This window comes from Streptomyces hypolithicus, assembly GCF_052934925.1.
Window position 1 is genome coordinate 3,247,894 of the sequence record NZ_CM128811.1, and the last position, 16,028, is coordinate 3,263,921.

At 73.2% G+C, this 16,028-nt stretch carries 9 protein-coding genes, 1 pseudogene and 1 riboswitch; of the genes and pseudogenes, 4 read left to right on the top strand and 6 right to left on the bottom strand.

The annotated features are described in order from the left end of the window. Window positions 1-232: 232 nt before the first annotated feature. A riboswitch (cyclic di-AMP (ydaO/yuaA leader) is annotated at window positions 233-378 on the top strand. 11 nt (window positions 379-389) lie between these two features. Beyond that, on the top strand, window positions 390-1,496 hold the full coding sequence (locus ACU6WZ_RS15405; protein ID WP_447028629.1) for a M23 family metallopeptidase: 1,107 nt from the start codon (window positions 390-392) through the stop codon (window positions 1,494-1,496). Window positions 1,497-1,658: 162 nt separating this feature from the next. After that, window positions 1,659-2,606: pseudogene (locus ACU6WZ_RS15410) on the top strand (aldo/keto reductase). Between the two features lie 29 nt (window positions 2,607-2,635). On the opposite strand, the gene ACU6WZ_RS15415 reads toward ACU6WZ_RS15410, so the two are convergent. The 4 genes from ACU6WZ_RS15415 to ACU6WZ_RS15430 form a co-directional block, all read right to left on the bottom strand. Continuing rightward, window positions 2,636-4,081, bottom strand: a complete 1,446-nt coding sequence (locus ACU6WZ_RS15415) for a PrsW family intramembrane metalloprotease (protein ID WP_447028630.1) — start codon at window positions 4,079-4,081, stop codon at window positions 2,636-2,638. Window positions 4,082-4,237: 156 nt separating this feature from the next. Next, window positions 4,238-5,050, bottom strand: coding sequence for a tRNA (guanosine(46)-N7)-methyltransferase TrmB (gene trmB / locus ACU6WZ_RS15420; protein ID WP_447028631.1), 813 nt, complete (start codon window positions 5,048-5,050; stop codon window positions 4,238-4,240). Between the two features lie 243 nt (window positions 5,051-5,293). After that, window positions 5,294-6,505 (bottom strand): L-2-hydroxyglutarate dehydrogenase, encoded by a 1,212-nt coding sequence (gene lhgD, locus ACU6WZ_RS15425; protein ID WP_447028632.1) that lies wholly within the window; start codon window positions 6,503-6,505, stop codon window positions 5,294-5,296. A gap of 155 nt (window positions 6,506-6,660) precedes the next feature. After that, a complete protein-coding gene (locus tag ACU6WZ_RS15430; RefSeq protein WP_447028633.1) occupies window positions 6,661-8,091 on the bottom strand; it encodes an NsdA family TPR-like regulatory protein in 1,431 nt (476 codons plus the stop codon). Between the two features lie 595 nt (window positions 8,092-8,686). Between ACU6WZ_RS15430 and ACU6WZ_RS15435 the strand changes: the two genes are divergently transcribed. Beyond that, window positions 8,687-10,897, top strand: a complete 2,211-nt coding sequence (locus ACU6WZ_RS15435) for an asparagine synthase-related protein (RefSeq protein WP_447028634.1) — start codon at window positions 8,687-8,689, stop codon at window positions 10,895-10,897. A 54-nt stretch (window positions 10,898-10,951) separates the two neighbouring features. Here ACU6WZ_RS15435 and ACU6WZ_RS15440 read toward each other — a convergent pair whose 3' ends face one another. Both ACU6WZ_RS15440 and ACU6WZ_RS15445 read right to left on the bottom strand, forming a co-directional pair. Beyond that, window positions 10,952-13,210 carry a sigma-70 family RNA polymerase sigma factor gene (locus ACU6WZ_RS15440; RefSeq protein WP_447028635.1) on the bottom strand — a complete coding sequence of 753 codons (2,259 nt, stop codon included), beginning with the start codon at window positions 13,208-13,210 and terminating at the stop codon, window positions 10,952-10,954. A 242-nt stretch (window positions 13,211-13,452) separates the two neighbouring features. Next, window positions 13,453-14,352, bottom strand: coding sequence for a TetR/AcrR family transcriptional regulator (locus ACU6WZ_RS15445; protein WP_447028636.1), 900 nt, complete (start codon window positions 14,350-14,352; stop codon window positions 13,453-13,455). Window positions 14,353-14,732: 380 nt separating this feature from the next. On the opposite strand from ACU6WZ_RS15445, the gene ACU6WZ_RS15450 reads away from it, so the two are divergent. Continuing rightward, the gene (locus tag ACU6WZ_RS15450; RefSeq protein WP_447034051.1) at window positions 14,733-16,025 is read left to right on the top strand and encodes an NAD(P)/FAD-dependent oxidoreductase; all 1,293 of its coding nucleotides are present in this window, start codon (window positions 14,733-14,735) and stop codon (window positions 16,023-16,025) included. Window positions 16,026-16,028: the final 3 nt, after the last annotated feature.

The following is a 16,028-nucleotide window of genomic DNA, read 5'->3' on the forward strand; positions in this document are numbered from 1 at the left end:
GCTCGCGACACTGGGTAGTCGGCCTGATCGCTTTTGATAATAATTGACGAACCGTCAAGAAACGCATGTTTCCTGAGTGATGATCAAGTCGTCCCGGTGTGAGCTATTCTGTGCGTATTTGTTCGGGCCAATGGCGGTAACGATCAGTCGGAGCGGCTTGGAATCCGGCCCCCGCGTCTATTAACGTTCGATAACGCAGCGCGGTTGTCCCAGTCGTCGCCAGAGACGACACCGTGCGCACGCGCCGAATTCCGCAAGGGAACCGGGGAACCAATCCTTGGGGTGAATCGGGCTGCTTCGCGTCAGCGAAGAGGCCCGTAGGAGACCTTCCTGCTCCGAACCCGTCAGCTAACCCGGTAGGCGAGAAGGAAGGAAAGGAGCACGCCTCCGTGGCGTCCAACAGCCCTGCCCCCACCACCACCCTGCCCCCCTTCGGGGCGGCGAACCACACCGAGAACTTCGGTGGCGGCGAGGGGACGTGGGAAGAATGGAATCCCACTGAGGAGTCCATACGGCCCGTACGCGGCCGGCACCGGGTGGCCAAGCAGCGCGGCGGAATCGGCCGCAGCTCCACCGTGCTGGGCGTCGGCGTCATCGCCGCGGTCGGCGCGGGCGGCATAGCCACCGCGCAGGACAAGCCGGCCATCTCGATCTCGATGCCCGACGCGATATCCGACTCACTGCCCGACGCCAAGTCCCTTCCCGGCGTCGGCTCTTTCATGTCCGACGACCATGCCGACGCAGGCTCCGGCGCCCCGGCGGGCTCCGGGGGCGAAGCCGTCTTCGCTGCGGCCCCTCTCACCACGGCGGGTGTCACCACCGCCGACGCGCAGCAGGGCACCACCGACGCGGGCGAGGCACTGCGCGCCCGCATCCTCCAGCAGGCCGAGCAGCAGCAGGACGCAGCCGACGCCCAGGTCAAGGAGGCCGCCGAGAAGGAGGCCTCCGAGAAGGCCGCGGCCGAGGCCCGGAAGCAGCAGAGCGCGGCCGAGGCCGAGGCGGCCGAGAAGAAGCGCGAGGCCGAGGAGAGGAAGCGCGAGGCGGCGGCCGAGGCCAAGCGCAAGGCGGAGGAGGAGCGGCTCGCCAAGCTCGCCGCCAGTTACTCCCTGCCCACCTCGTCGTACACGCTCACCTCGACCTACGGCCAGTCCGGCTCGATGTGGTCGTCGGGCCAGCACACCGGCCTGGACTTCGCAGCTCCGACCGGTACGCCGGCCAAGGCGGTGCACAGCGGAACCATCAAGTCGGCAGGCTGGTCGGGTTCGTACGGCTACCGCGTCGTGCTCGAACTCGAGGACGGCACCGAGGTCTGGTACGCGCACCTCTCCTCGATGACGGTGTCCGCCGGCCAGACCGTCGGTACGGGCGAGACCATCGGACGTGTGGGCGCCACCGGCAATGTGACGGGCCCGCACCTGCACCTCGAAGTGCACACGGCCGACGGCTCCGGCATCGACCCGGCGGCGTGGCTGCGCGACAAGGGCCTCTCCGTCTGACAGCCAATCCCCCGGCCCCCCTGGCCCTGCTCCCTATGGCCCCCTGGCCCCCTGGCCCCTCTGGTCTCCCCAGTCCCCGGCAGCCCTGGCGCTCACCCCCCGACGCCAGGGCTGCCGGTCTTTCGCGGAATAGCCGGCGCCTGCCGCGGGGTTGACGACCCCATGACTTCTCTCCGCAAGCTGGGTACGTCCGATCTCGATGTCTTCCCGCTCGCCCTCGGCGGCAACGTCTTCGGCTGAACCGCCGACGAGGCGCAGTCCTTCGCCGTCCTCGACGCGTACGCCGCGGGAGGCGGCAACTTCGTCGACACCGCCGACTCCTACTCCGCCTGGGCCCCCGGCAACGAGGGCGCCGAGTCCGAGCGGATCATCGGCAAGTGGCTCGCCGCGCGCGGCAACCACTCCGAGATCGTCGTCGCCACCAAGGTCGGCGCCCACCCGTCGTACAAGGGGCTCTCCGCTACGAACATCAAGGCGGCCGCGGAGGAATCGTTGCGCCGACTGGGCACCGACCACATCGACCTGTACTACACGCACTTCGACGACACCGAGGTGCCGGTCGAGGAGATCATCACCGCCCTCGACCAACTGGTGAAGGACGGCAAGGTCCGTGCCATCGCCGCCTCCAACCTGAGCCCCGAGCGGCTGCAGGCCTCGCTGGACTTCTCGGAACGGGAGTCAGTGGCGCGTTACGTCGCCCTCCAGCCGCACTACAACCTCGTCTCGCGCGGTACCTACGAGGGCGGGCTCCAGGACACGGCCGCGCGCGCCGGGCTCGCCGCCGTGCCGTACTTCGCGCTCGCCTCGGGCTTCCTGACCGGCAAGTACCGGGCGGACGGGGACGCGGTAGCGAGCGCGCGGGCCGAGGGCGCCGCCAAGCACCTGGAGACGGAGCGCGGACGCAAGGTACTGGCGGCGCTGGACGAGGTGGCGGGGGCGCGCGGCGCCGAGGTCGCGACCGTGGCGCTGGCGTGGCTGGCGGCGCAGCCGACCGTCGCGGCGCCGATCGCGAGCGCGCGGACCGTGGAGCAACTGCCGGCCCTGCTGGCGGTGGCGGAACTGGAGCTGACGGACGGCGAGCTGGCGCAGCTGACGGCGGCGTCCGCCTGAGAGCGGTGGGCCAGTAGGTCAGACACCCCCTAGGGCAGGCGGCGGTACGGGTTGTCGGGGACGTAGTAGTCCCGGTGCGGGGCGGGGCGCTGGGGCGGGGGACCGTACCCGTAAGGCCGGAGTTGGTGGCCCGGGGGCCACGGGGGTGCGGGCCACGAGTGCCCGGGCCCCGGGGGTGCGGGCCACTGCTGTGGCGGGCGCGCCCGGCCCGTGGCCCGCGCCGCGTACTCCAGGGCCGGGCGGGCGATCTCCTTGCGCTGCCACAGATGGTGCAGCAGCTCCTGCTCGCGGGCCGTGAAGTCGGCCCCCACGGTGCCCCGGTGGGCGCGGTGGCGCAGGAAGGCCAGCGAGGTCGCGAAGGTCTCGTACTCGGCGACAGCGCGGGCGGCCGCCCGCCCGCCGCTCGTGCGGGCGGCCGCGCCCCGCGCCAGCGAGCGGGCCCGCATCGAGGAGAGCGCGAGCGGTTCGGCGGGGAGCAGCCACCCGGCGGCGGCGTAGGCGGGCAGTTCGGCGGCGATGGTGCGCAGCTCGCTGCCCCGGGTCCACACCGCCAGCCAGGTCAGCAGGGCGAAGGCGGGGACCATGAACAGGGCGTACACCGCGTAGAAGCCGTACCCGCCGAAGACCGCCGAGCCGTTCCACAGGGCGTGCATGCCCATCGCGAGCACCAGACCGGCCAGCGGCAGTGCGATGCGCCGCCACCGGCCCGAGCGCCGCGGGGCGAGCGCGGCGATCCCGAAGCCGATGCCCGTCAGCACCGTGAACAGGGGGTGCGCGAACGGCGACATGACGATCCGCACGAAGAAGGTGGCCGCCGTCACCGAGGCGAGGCCCGAGGCGCCGGCCTGCTGGTCCTCGCCGAAGGCGTTGCCGAGATAGAGGATGTTCTCGGTGAAGGCGAAGCCGGTCGCGGTGAAGCCGGCGACCACCACTCCGTCGACGATCCCGTTGAAGTCCCGTCTGCGGAAGAAGAAGATCAACGCGATGGCCGCCGCCTTCGCGCTCTCCTCGACGACCGGGGCTATCACCGTAGCGCCGAGGGATTCGGCCCCGGCCGGGTCGGCGGTGGCCGTGGCTATCCAGCGGGTCGCGAAACTGTTCGCGAGGATCGCGACCAGCGCGGCGGCGAACGCGCCCCAGGCGAAGGCGAACACCAGATTCCGCCAGGGCCCCGGCTCGACCCGGTCCAGCCAGCGGAACGCCGTGACCAGCAGCGGTACGGGCAGCACGGCCAGGCCCAGGCCGACCAGGAAGCCCTGAGTGCCGGTCTGGTCGCGGACGATGGCGAGGATCACCAGCGCGCACAGGGCGAGCAGCGTGATCACCGCACCCGCGCGCACCGCCCGGGTGCGCCACCAGGTGTGGCGCGGCTTGTAGCGCCAGTGCGCACGAGGCGGTACGGCGGTGAACTGCGGCGTCGGCTCACAGTCGGGGACCGCCGGGTGCTGCCGGGGGTGCGGAGGCGTCTCGTACACCCAATGACCCTAACGAGGGGCACTGACACCTGGCGATGGTGCGATCGCGTCGGCCGGTGCGTCGGCCAGTCTGTGGGTGCTGCGTCAGCCGGTGCGTCAGCCGGTGCGCTAGCCGGTGCGTCAGCCGGTGCGCTAGCCGGTGCGTCAGTCGGTGCGTCAGTCGGTGCGTCGGCCGTCCTGCGGGCGGCGGCGGAAGAGCAGGTCGTGAACGATGTGGCCCTTGTCCAGGCCCTGGCCCTCGAAGCGGGTCAGCGGCCGGAAGGCGGGCCTGGGGGCGTAGCCGCCGTCCGGCACGGTGTTCTCGAAGCCGGGGTGCGCGGTGAGTACGTCCAGCATCTGCTCGGCGTACGGCTCCCAGTCGGTCGCGCAGTGGACCAGGGCGCCGGGTGCGAGGCGGGGTGCGACGAGGTCGAGGAACTCGGGCTGGATGAGGCGGCGCTTGTGGTGGCGCTTCTTCGGCCAGGGGTCGGGGAAGTAGACGCGCAGTCCGGCGAGGGAGGCGGGCGGCAGCATTTCGCGGATCAGGATGATCGCGTCGCCGTTCGCGACCCGGACGTTGCTGACACCGGCACGCTCGGCGAGGCCGAGGAGGTTGCCCTGGCCGGGTGTGTGCACGTCGACCGCGAGGATGCCGGTGGTGGGGTCCTCGGCCGCCATCTGGGCGGTGGCCTCGCCCATCCCGAAGCCGATCTCCAGGACGACGGGCAGCCCCGGGGCGCCGGCCGGCGCTCCGAAGAGCGCGTCGAGGTCGAGGGTGCGCAGGCCGTCGATGTCCAGGCCCCAGCGCGGCCACAGCCGCTGCAGCGCCTCTGCCTGCCCGGTGGTCACCCGGCTGCGACGCGGCTGGAAGCTGCGGATCCGCCGCTCGTGGTGCGACCCTGCGGGGTCGGGGGCGGGGCCGCCGGGGAAACGGGGCTCGCCTTTCGCCCGGAGGGGGGCGGGGGTGGGGGTGCGGGGTGGCTCAGACACAGTGGGGGCGATTCTACGGGGCGGCGGGTGGTGCGGATGGGGGGCGTCGGCCCTGGGTGCCTGGGGCGCGTTCCCCGATCCGCCTCTTCCGGTTGTGACATGGTGCGGCTCCGCCGCCGACCTTGCGGCTCCTCAAACGCCGGAGGGGCGGAGAGGTGCGCACCTGAAAGCCCGGCCCGGCGAAATCCAGCCCGTCCGGCCAAGGCGCCGCACGCAGCCGGGGTCGCGGGCGCCGCCGGCGCCCTACACCCCGCCCAGCACCGCCAGCGCCCGCCGGGCCACCTGTCGACCGATCGGCAGTGACGCGGTCGCCGCCGGAGACGGGGCGTTCAGTACGTGGATCGTGCGGGGTGCCTCCTGGATCAGGAAGTCGTCGACCAGCGTCCCGTCCCGCAGTACCGCCTGCGCCCGTACCCCCGCTGCCGCGGGCCGCAGATCCGCCTCCGTGACCTCGGGGAGCAGTCGCCGCACCGCCTCGGCGAAGGCACGCTTCGACAGGGAGCGGTGCAGTTCCCCGGCGCCGTACCGCCAGTGGCGTCGGGCTATCCGCCAGGAGCCCGGCCAGCCGAGCGTGCCGGCCAGCTCGCGCGGCCGGACCACCGACCACGCGTACCCCTCGCGCGCCAGCGCCGGCACCGCGTTCGGCCCGACGTGGACGCCGCCGTCGATGCCCCGGGTGAGGTGCACCCCGAGGAAGGGGAACGCCGGATCCGGCACCGGATACACCAGGCCGCGCACCAGCTCCGGCCGCGCCAGGTCGTAGTACTCCCCCCGGAACGGGACGATCCGCACCCCCGGGTCGTCTCCGGCGAGCCGCGCCAACCGGTCGCAGTGCAGCCCCGCGCAGTTGACCAGGACCCGCGCCCGCACCACCGCCCCGTCGGCCGTGCGCACGGCGACACCCCAGGGGCGCCGGTCGACGACGGTCACCTCCGCGCCGTACCTGATCTCCGCGCCGGACGCCGTCAGGATCTGCGCGAACTGCCCCGCGACCGCTCCGTAGTCGCACACCCCGGTGGTGGCGACCCGGATCGCGGCCAGGCCCCGCACCCGCGGCTCGTACTCCGCCAGCTGGGCCGGGCCCAGCTCCCGCACCGCGATGCCGTTCTCCCGGCCGCGCTGCGCCAGGACGTGCAGTCTGGGCAGTTCGTCGCGCTCCGTCGCGACGATCAGCTTGCCGGTGACCTCGTGCGCGATGCCGTGCTCCGCGCAGAACTTGACCATCTCGGCCGCGCCCCGCACCGCGAACCGCGCCTTGAGCGAGCCCGGCCGGTAGTAGATGCCGCTGTGGATGACGCCGCTGTTGCGCCCGGTCTGGTGCAGGGCCGGGCCGCGCTCCTTCTCCAGCACCGTCACGCGGGTGCCGGGCGCGGCGCGCGTGAGTGCGTACGCCGCGGACAGACCGACGATTCCCGCGCCGATCACCGCCACGTCCACATCACAGTCGTACGGCATCGCTCGCGTCACCTCCCACCGGCGCTGTGTCGTCCCGGGAGCGCCCCGGACTCCCGATGATGCACTGACCCACTGACAACGCCTTCAAACCAAGGGAGACCCAGCCCCGGCCCGCGCCCCCGCGCCCCCACGCCTCCGCCCCCACGCCTCCGCCCCTACGCCGGCGCCACCAGCAGCGGCCGCGCCCGCTCCCGCAGCTCCACCACGCGCGGCTCGTCGCCGTACGGCTCCAGCCGGTGCAGCAGGTCCCGTACGTACTCCGTCGTGCGCGCCGAGGAGATCCGCCCGGCGACCTCCACCGCGCGCGTGCCCGCCGCGCACGCCGCGTCCAGGTTCCCCGACTCCAGTTCCGCCACGGCCGACACCACCAGCCGCAGTCCGTGCGAGCGTACGAACTCCTCCGTCGGCCGCGACAGCGCCTGCTCTGTGAACCGCCGAACCTGACGCGGCGCCTTCAGATCGCGGTAGCACTCCGCCGCGTCCGCCGCGAACCTGTCGTACGAGTAGAAGCCCAGCCAGGACGGATCGGGATCGCCCTCCCGCGCCCGCTCCAGCCACCCCTCCGCAGACTTCAGCGCGGCCCCCGCCGCCTGCGCGTCGCCCGCCTTCGCGTGCGCGCGGGCCTCCACCAGCCGGAAGAAGCTCATGGTGCGGGCCGTGGCGAGGCCCCTGTTCCGCTCCAGCGCCGCCTGCGCGAGGTCCACGCCCTCGTCGGCGAAGCCCCGGTAGGTCGCCTGCAGCGACATCGACGCCAGGATGTACCCGCCCAGCGGCACGTCGGCCGCCGCTCGGGCGAGCCTGAGCGCCTGGATGTAGTACCGCTGCGCGGCCTCCTGCTGCCCCGTGTCGAAGGCCATCCAGCCGGCCAGCCTGGTCAGTTCGGAGGTGGCCCCGAAGAGGGAGCGGCCCACGTCGTCGCTGTACGAGCCGAGGAGCAGCGGCGCCGCGTCCACCCGCAGGCACTCCGGGACCATCGAGGAACGCCAGTCTCCGCCGCCGTACTTGGAGTCCCAGCGCCGCGCGTCCTGCGCGGCCTCCCGCAGCTTGGCCACATCGGCGTGTCCCACGCGCAGCGGTGTCGCTTCCGGGGTGGTCCCGTCGGCCGTGGAGTCGCGCGCGACCGAGGAGTCGGCGGGTGTTATCAGCCATCGCGAGGCCGGTGTGGCGTACGCGCTGACCGCGAACGAGCCGGCCAGCGACTGCCAGATCCCGCCACCGCCCGCCCGCCGGCCCGCCAGATCCAGCCGGTACAGCTCGGTCGCCGAACGGACCGCCGCCGATACGTCGCGCGGGAAGGCGAGGCCCACCTCCGGCGCCGGGTCGGCGTCCGCGAGGCCGATCTCGTGCAGCGGCACGGGGCGGCCCAGCTTGGCGCCGATGGCCGCGGCGATCAGGTGCGGGGCGGCGCCCTGGGGCACCATGCCCTTGGAAACCCACCTGGCCACGGACGTCTTGTCGTATCTGAGCGTCAGACCGCGCTGCGACCCCAGATCGTTGACCCGCCTCGCCAGGCCGGCGTTGCTGATTCCCGCGAGGGCGAGAACCGTGCCGAGCTTGTCATTCGGCCCGCGTTGCTCCCTGGACATGCGCCCACCCCTCGACACAGACGGCCGTCCGGCGGGACATTTCCGGCCTTCCCGCCCGCACAACCACGCGGCCAGCCCAGCCGGAATATGCGGCCCGCTCAGGACATCAGTAAACCCAGCGTAGTTCTCCGCATCCCGACCGTTAAGGGGCGGTGTTCCCTATGGCGGGATTTCTGTACCCGGGCAGTCACCCGCGAACCGCCGCCGTGCTCCGTGTGTGTGGCCGTGCGCCCGCCCTGCGCTCTCCTCCGGCCGGCGTGGGAGCGCTTCGATGGGCGCTGCGTGGGTCGGCCCGCTGCACAGGATCCAGTGGGCTGGGGGACACCGCCGCCTACATCCCCGCGGGCGGTGGAACGGTCCGGGAGGCGAACTGCGCCTCCCGGGCTGTGCGTTCACCCGTGGCCGCGCCGCGCCCGCAGAATGGCTGAATGGTGCCTGTCGCCCAAACCGGCCGAAGTCCTGCGCGCGGCGGCCGCATTGCCGCGCCCACACGCCTTCCGCAGGCCTTCCCGTACGCCGTTGTCGTGGCAGCATGGTCCCGAAGCTACTTCGGTACGTGCGTGCGTTGGGTTGCCCACAGCCTGTGGAGGCGGCGATGCGGTGGTTGGTGGGGTGGAGCAGTGTCGCCGCCAGCTTCGGAACGGTGGGGGCGGTCGGTACGGCCGGCGCCGGTGTCTCCCATGCCTCCGGCTCCACCTACCCGTCCAACGGCTCAGGCGGCTCAGGCGCATCCGCCGCGTCCGCCGCGTCCGGCGCATCCGCCGCCTCCGACTACGAGGCCCGCACCGTGCACCCCGTCGGCTCCCAGCTCCTGTGGGGCGACCCCGACCCGCTCTGGGCGGTCGGCGACTGGCGCCCCGACGAGGTCCGCACCGTCAGCGTGGACCCCTTCACCCGGATCGCCGTCCTCGGCTGTTGCGGCGCCACCGACGAAGAGCTGCGCGTCGGCCTCTTCGCGGCGCGCGGCGGCGCACTGCGGCACCTGACGGCGTGGTCCGGCAGTTACACCGCCGTCGTCCAGGCGGGCCGCCGCGTCACGGTCGTCGGTGACCTGGCAGGCGCCCGCCCCGTCTTCTACACGCCCTGGGCCAACGGCACGGCGTACGCCACCGCCGCGCTCCCCCTCGCCGACCTCATCGAGGCACAGCTCGACATCGGCCACCTCGCGGCGCTGCTCGCCTGCCCCGACGTACCGGAGGCGCTGCGCGACGGCACGCCGTACGCCGGTGTACGGCGCATTCCACCGGGGCACGCGCTCGTCCTGCGCCAGGGGTCGCGGGAGATCACCGGTTACGAGCAGGTGGCGTCCCTCGCCGTCGCCGCACCCCAACTCGACCCGGTACGCGCCGTGGACGGCGTACGCGACGCCCTGGTCGAAGCCGTACGCGCCCGGCTCACCGCCCCACGCCACGCCCCGGAGACTCTGCCGCCCGACCCGGGGCCCGTCCCCGGCATGGGCCCCGCCGAACGCCGTGCGGCCCGCGGCGCGCCCGTCCCCGGCATCGGTGCCGACCTGTCCGGCGGCAGCGCGTCGGCGACGCTCGCGCTCCTCGCGGCGGGGCTGCCGGGGGTGCCGGGCACCGTACTCGGCCACGGCACGGGCGCGGGGGAGCGGCTGCTCGCCGTCACGTTCAACGACCTGACCGCCGAAGGACCGAGCGCGGAGGCCGAACTGTCCCGGGCCGGCGCCATCGCCGCGAACCCGCGCCTGCACCACGTCGTGGTCGCCGCCGGCGCGGAGGCCCTCCCGTACGCAGACCTCGACAGCGGCCCGCTCACCGACGAGCCCGGCCCTTCCCTGGTCGTCGCCGAGCGCCACCGCCGCCGGCTCGCCGCGGGTAGCGCCGACCATTTCACCGGGCACGGCGCACGCCAGGTCCTCGACGCGCACCCGGCCCGGCTCGCCGACCTCCTGATGGACCGAAGAAGGCGCGACCTGCTGCGCCCGGTGGCCGCGCTGGCGAAGGTGGAAGGACCCTCGGCGCACTCGCTCTTCGTACCGCTGACCGTCTACCGGGCGGCACGCCGCCTTGCCCGTACGCCGTACCGCGCCGGCATCGAGGAGGCGGCGGGCCGCCTCAGGGAACGCCGCTTCGACGACACGTGGGGCGGGGGCACGGGCGGCGCGCTGGACGCCTCGCTGGCGGCCCTCGCCTGGACGCGGCCAGGCCCGGCGGCGCGGTGGCTCACGGGCGAGGCCCTGGCTGAAGTATCGGTTCGCCTCCAGGCGTCGGCGGGCCGACCGGCGTCGGTGCAGCGCCCCGGTGAGGCGCGTGCGCGCGCGGCGCTGGCTCGCGCCGCGGCCGACCACCGGGTCTTCGAGCAGGCGGCGGAGATCCGCAGCCAGCGGCTGCACGCCCCCTTCCTCGACAACCAGGTCGTACGGGCCTCCCGCACCCTCCCCGAGGCCCTGCGCGTCCAGCCGGGCGCTCGGGCCGCGATCCTGCGCACGGTGCTGTCGGGCGCCGGCGTACGGGACCTGCCACCGGGGTGGGGCGCCACGTCCCACGCGTCGGCGACGGAGGCTTCCCGGGCTGGGCTGCGGGCGGCGGTGGGTGACTTGATCGCGCTCTTCGACGCGCCTCTGCTGGCGGACGCGGGCCTGATCGAGGCCCGCGTCGTACGCCGGGCGCTGCGGGCGGCCGCGGACGGCGAACCGGTGCCGCTGGACGGGCTCGCGGACCTGGTCTCCACGGAGCTGTGGCTGCGTCGGCTGATCTCCCGCCGGGGGACCTGCTGGACGGGCTCGGCGGCCCCCCGCCAACGCGCGGTAGCCGCCGGAGTCCCACCGCGCCGGGCTTTGTAGTTCCCCGGCGCTGCCGGGAAGGGATGGGGTGGGGAACAAGCCCGCCGCAGGCGACTACCCACCGCAACGGATGCGCGCCCGCGCCCAGTCGGCCACGACCGCCGCACCTTCCACCGGCCTCGCCACCCACGCCGCCGATCCCTCAAGCTCGACAACGAGCCGAATGCTCTCCCGTCCCGAGATGTCCGCGCTGACCCGCAGAGCTCCCTCCCCACCACGGACGATCGGCGACTGCCACAGCAGTGCCTCGTCCCCGTACAGAGCAAACCGGGCGGCCCCCAGCCCCTGGGCGATGTCATCGATGCCCACTATGGCGTCGTAACGGGTGCAAGCGAGGTTGAGGTCGATGGTCACGGAGGACTTCGCGTACATCGTGACACCGTGCCCGTACCGCACGCCGCCGATGGACAGGCCGTCGCGCTGCCAGAGCGGCCCACCACTCCCACCGAGCCGGATCTCGGGCCCGGCATGGTCGCCGAAGGTGCCGTACCCCAACTGGTTCACCTGATACACAGCCGGTGCCGGCGGTGCCGGCGGAATCGGCGGCTTCGGGACGGGCGTCGGCTTCGCCGGCGGAGTCGAAAGCGCCGACGGCCGCGCGGAAGGCTCCGGAGCCGGCTCCGCCCGGGAGGGCGAGGGCGAGGCCGAGGTCGCGGGCGAGGGCGAAGGCGCGCGCACCACCGCGTCCGGCCGCGGCGGCGCAGCCAAGACCCCGGCACCGCGCTCAGCGACCGGCGGCGGCTCCGGATCCGGAAGCACAGACGGCACAGACGGCACCGGCGGCTCTGGCGGCACCACAGGCCGCGACTCTGGCGCCTCGGCCACAGGCTTGGGCCCCGGCGGCTTCGCCTCCTCGCCGACCAGCGCGAACACCACCCCGGCCGCCACCGCGACGGCCACCGCCGCGGCGATCGCGACCTTCACCGGGGCGCCGACAGCCTCCGCGCCGGCCGCCCCCGCCGCACCGCCGGCGGACCCTCCACCGGCCCCGGCCCCGGCCCCGGCCCCGGCCCCGGCCCCGGCCCCGGCCCCGGCCCCGGTCCCAGCACCCGCAGCCACTCCCGCGCCGGCCGCCCCCGCCGCGCCCCCCGCCACCAGACCGGCGGTCTTGACGGCGTACCCGCCGGCGAACCAGCCGATGACCGCGACCGGGAGCAGCGCCGGAATGCCCGCGTTGATGTCGCTCAACTCACCAGCGGCCGCCCGGCACTTCGCGCACTCCTCCAGGTGCTTGCGCAGCCCGCGCTCGGCGCGCACCCGCAGTCCGGCCCTGGCGTACGCCCCGAGTCGGTCGGCGTACCGTGCGCAGTCGCCGCCCGCGAGCAGCGCCGTACTCACATGGGCCTGGAGGTACGCCTGCTTGAGCCCCTCCCGGGCCCGGCTCGCCAGTACGGCGGTGGCGTTGGCCGTCAGGCCGAACAGTGGTGCGACCTCGCTCGGTGACTCCTCCTCCACCGTGGTGTGCCAGAGCACCGCCTGCCAGCGCTCGGGCAGGCTCCGGAACGCCCGCACGGCCAGGGTCTGCTCGGCCTCGTGCATGGCCCTTACGTCGGCGCCGAGATCCAGGGTGTCGTCCGACACCTCGGCCGAGCGGGTGGAGTGCGCGGCGAACAACGCGAAGTCCTCCACCAGGTGCTCGCGCCTGGCCGTCCTCGTCCACTCCGCCGCAACTCGCCGCACCGTCGTCAGCAGGTACGCCCGTACCGCGTGCTCCGGCCCCGCTCCCCGGCGCACCGCCTGCAGAGTCCGCGCGAATACCTCAGCGGTCAGGTCGTCGGCGGTGTGGGCGTCCCGGCAGCAGGTACGGGCGTACCTCCTGACCGCGTCGGAGTGCCGCCGGTACAGCTCCCCGAACGCACTGTCGTCCCCGCCGTCGTCCCCGCCACGCATCCGCTGGACCAACGCCGCATCCGACAACGGCAGCTGTGCCTGAGCCCGCGCCTGTGCCCGAGTCCACGCCTCAGCCTGAGCCCGCGCCTGTGTCTGCCCCGACCGGCCACCTCCCTCGCCGCTGCCGTCCCGCTGGGCCGGAACACTGGCTTCGTTGCCGTCCAGGGCCGGCCACGGTCCGGGCAGCACGGTCCCGGCCACACCCCCGGGGCCGTCAACAGGGGCATGGTGGGCATGGTCAGCCCCGTCGCCGCCCCCCGCACCGTCGGCGTACCCGTCGCGGTCCGCCGACGTCTCCGCGTGACCGTTCGCCCGCCGGTGCCGCCCCGCCTGGCCCGGCACCTGACGCGAGGGCAGTCCGCCGGCGCCGGACTCCATGTCGCCGACACGGTCGAGACGCTCGTCCCGCCCTTCAACACCCATCGCGGAAGCCCCCGTCAGCACCCTCGTACGGAAACCGGAATAGCCGGAATACCGGAATACCGGACGAGAATTTCACAGGACGAGGCGCGGTCCCCGGCTCAGCCGCAGCGATCACTCGACCGAGTTGATGACTCGTACGCGAGCACCAGTCACCACTCGAACGAGTAGCGCTCCAAGGCCGGGCTGCCAATGGCTTGCCGAGTCAACGACGCGCGCACACCGCTCAGTTACGGCCGCCCGGCCTACACCGGTCTGGACCGCAGCCCCTCCAGCAGAATGTCCAGCAACCGTGAGGAGGCCGCCGCCTGCTGCGCCGCATCCGGCAGCGAAGGCGACGCGGCCGTGGCTATCACGAGCAGCACATCGGCCACTGTCACGTCGCCTCGCAGCGCACCGGCCGCCCGTGCCCGGTCCACCAGCCGCCCCACCACCTCCAGCAAGGCCGCAGTACCCGCGTCCACGCTGTCGGCCGCACCATCCGGACCTCCGGGGCCGTCCAGCGCCACCAGGCGGCCCCTGCCGCCCCCCAGGCCGTCCCCGTTCCCGCCGGGGGGCTCGATGTCCCCGTCAGCCCCCCGTGACCGGCCGTCCACCAGCCGCAGCTCCGGCCCCGCCGGGGCAACGCCCGCCTGCCGCTGCTGCGGCACCCGGACCTCACCCGCCGAAGCGACCGGCGACGCGACGACGGGCGACGCGATCACAGTCGACACCGCTGGCTCGTCGTCGACGTCCACCCCCACCCGCAGCACCTGCGGCGGCAGCAGCCGGCCCGCCCCGGACGCCACCGAGACACGCAGGAACCGGGACAGTGCAGACCACGGCTCGTCCTCCTGCCCGAGAGCCGTACGTGCCTGCTCGGTCAGCCGGGAAGTCTCCTCGTCGGCTATCCGGCGTACCAGTACGTCCTTGCTCGGGAACCGGCGGTAGACCGTCCCCACACCGACCCTGGCCCGTCGCGCCACGTCTTCCATCGGTGCCCCGTAGCCGAGCTCGCCGAAAACCTCACGAGCGGCCCGCAGTACATGCTCAAGATTGCGCTGTGCGTCCACCCGCAGCGGCGCCGAACGGGACCCGCCCGCCCCCGCCCGGGGATGGCCGTCGGATGCGACGGCAGTCTGCAAATGAGAGTCCTGAATGTGCATCAGCGTTCCCCCGGTAATGATGTCTCCCCCCGGAGACTCCCCGCCCTGACAGTCGGCCGGAGCCGCATACCCGGCCGCCCCGACGAGATACGAACATAGTTGAGTGCGCCTGGATTCAGAAGGGGGTAGTTCCGCACGGGGCGCCCGCCCGATCGGCGTATGGGCCGGAACCTGACTGATTCTTCCCCCCTGCACCACCCCGCTCCCACCCCCTGACCTGCGGGCCTTCCCATCCGGGCCGCAAGAAGCCCGACGCCCGGCGGGCATGACCTCCGGTCACACAATTTGCTGGGGCTGTGGACAAAGTCCGAAGCGCGTTGCGTCATGGGACAGTGACAGAACCTGCGCGCATTCTTGTTGTCGGCGGCGGCTACGTCGGGATGTACACCGCGCTGCGACTTCAGCGGAAGCTGAGGAGCGGTGAGGCCGAGGTCGTTGTGGTAACCCCAGATCCCTATATGACGTACCAGCCGTTCCTGCCGGAGGCGGCGGCCGGTTCCATCTCCCCGCGCCACGTGGTGGTCCCGCTCCGCCGCGTACTCGGCGGCTGCAAAATCGTCATCGGTGAGGTCACCTCGGTCGATCACGCCAAGCGGACCGCGACCGTCACCACCCTCGCCACCGCCGACGACGGGACCGGCGCCATTGAGATCACGTACGACGAACTCGTCCTCGCCCCCGGCTCCGTCTCCCGCACCCTCCCGGTCCCCGGCCTCGCCGACTACGGCATTGGCTTCAAGACCGTCGAAGAGGCGATCGGCCTGCGCAACCACGTGATCGAGCAGATGGACATCGCGTCCGCCACCCGCGACCCGGCCGTCCGGGACGCCGCCCTCACCTTCGTCTTCGTCGGCGGCGGATACGCGGGCGTGGAAGCCCTCGGCGAGCTGGAGGACATGGCCCGCTACGCCGCGCGGTACTACCACAACGTCAAGGCCGAGGACATGAGGTGGATCCTCGTCGAGGCCACCGGGCGCATCCTTCCCGAGGTCGGCGAGGAGATGGGCAAGTACGCGGTCAGCGAGCTGCGCCGCCGCAACATCGACGTACGTCTGGACACCCGGCTCGACTCCTGCGAGGACCGCGTCGCCGTCCTCAGCGACGGCTCCCGGTTCCCCACCCGCACCGTCGTGTGGACCGCGGGCGTCAAGCCGCACCCCGTGCTCGCCGCGAGCAACCTCCCCCTGAACGGACGCGGCCGTCTCGCCGCCACCGCCCAGTTGCGGATCGAGGGGACGGAGCACGCCTGGACGGCCGGTGACGCCGCCGCAGTGCCGGACCTCGCCGCGGGCGAAATGGGCAAGGAGTGCGCGCCCAACGCCCAGCACGCCGTGCGCCAGGCCAAGGTCCTCGCCGAGAACATCGTGGCCTCCCTGCGCGGCGAACCGCTGTCGAACTACGAGCACAAGTACGCCGGTTCGGTCGCCTCGCTCGGCCTCCACCAGGGAGTCGCCCACGTCTACGGCCGTAAACTCAAGGGCTACCCGGCCTGGCTGATGCACCGTACGTACCACCTCAGCAGGGTTCCGACCTTCAACCGCAAGGCCAGGGTCCTCGCCGAATGGACACTCTCCGGACTCTTCAAGCGCGAGATCGTGTCGCTCGGTTCGCTGGAACACCCGCGCGCCGAATTCGAACTGGCGGCGGGCGGCAAACCCCCCAAGCGCACATGACGA

Excerpts from the sequence above, each read along its gene's own strand:
- ACU6WZ_RS15440 (WP_447028635.1), bottom strand. The coding sequence starts at position 13,210 with ATGGGTGTTGAAGGGCGGGACGAGCGTCTCGACCGTGTCGGCGACATG.
- lhgD (WP_447028632.1), bottom strand. The coding sequence starts at position 6,505 with ATGCCGTACGACTGTGATGTGGACGTGGCGGTGATCGGCGCGGGAATC.
- ACU6WZ_RS15435 (WP_447028634.1), top strand. The coding sequence starts at position 8,687 with ATGCGGTGGTTGGTGGGGTGGAGCAGTGTCGCCGCCAGCTTCGGAACG.
- ACU6WZ_RS15450 (WP_447034051.1), top strand. The coding sequence starts at position 14,733 with ATGTACACCGCGCTGCGACTTCAGCGGAAGCTGAGGAGCGGTGAGGCC.
- ACU6WZ_RS15430 (WP_447028633.1), bottom strand. The coding sequence starts at position 8,091 with ATGTCCAGGGAGCAACGCGGGCCGAATGACAAGCTCGGCACGGTTCTC.
- ACU6WZ_RS15445 (WP_447028636.1), bottom strand. The coding sequence starts at position 14,352 with ATGCACATTCAGGACTCTCATTTGCAGACTGCCGTCGCATCCGACGGC.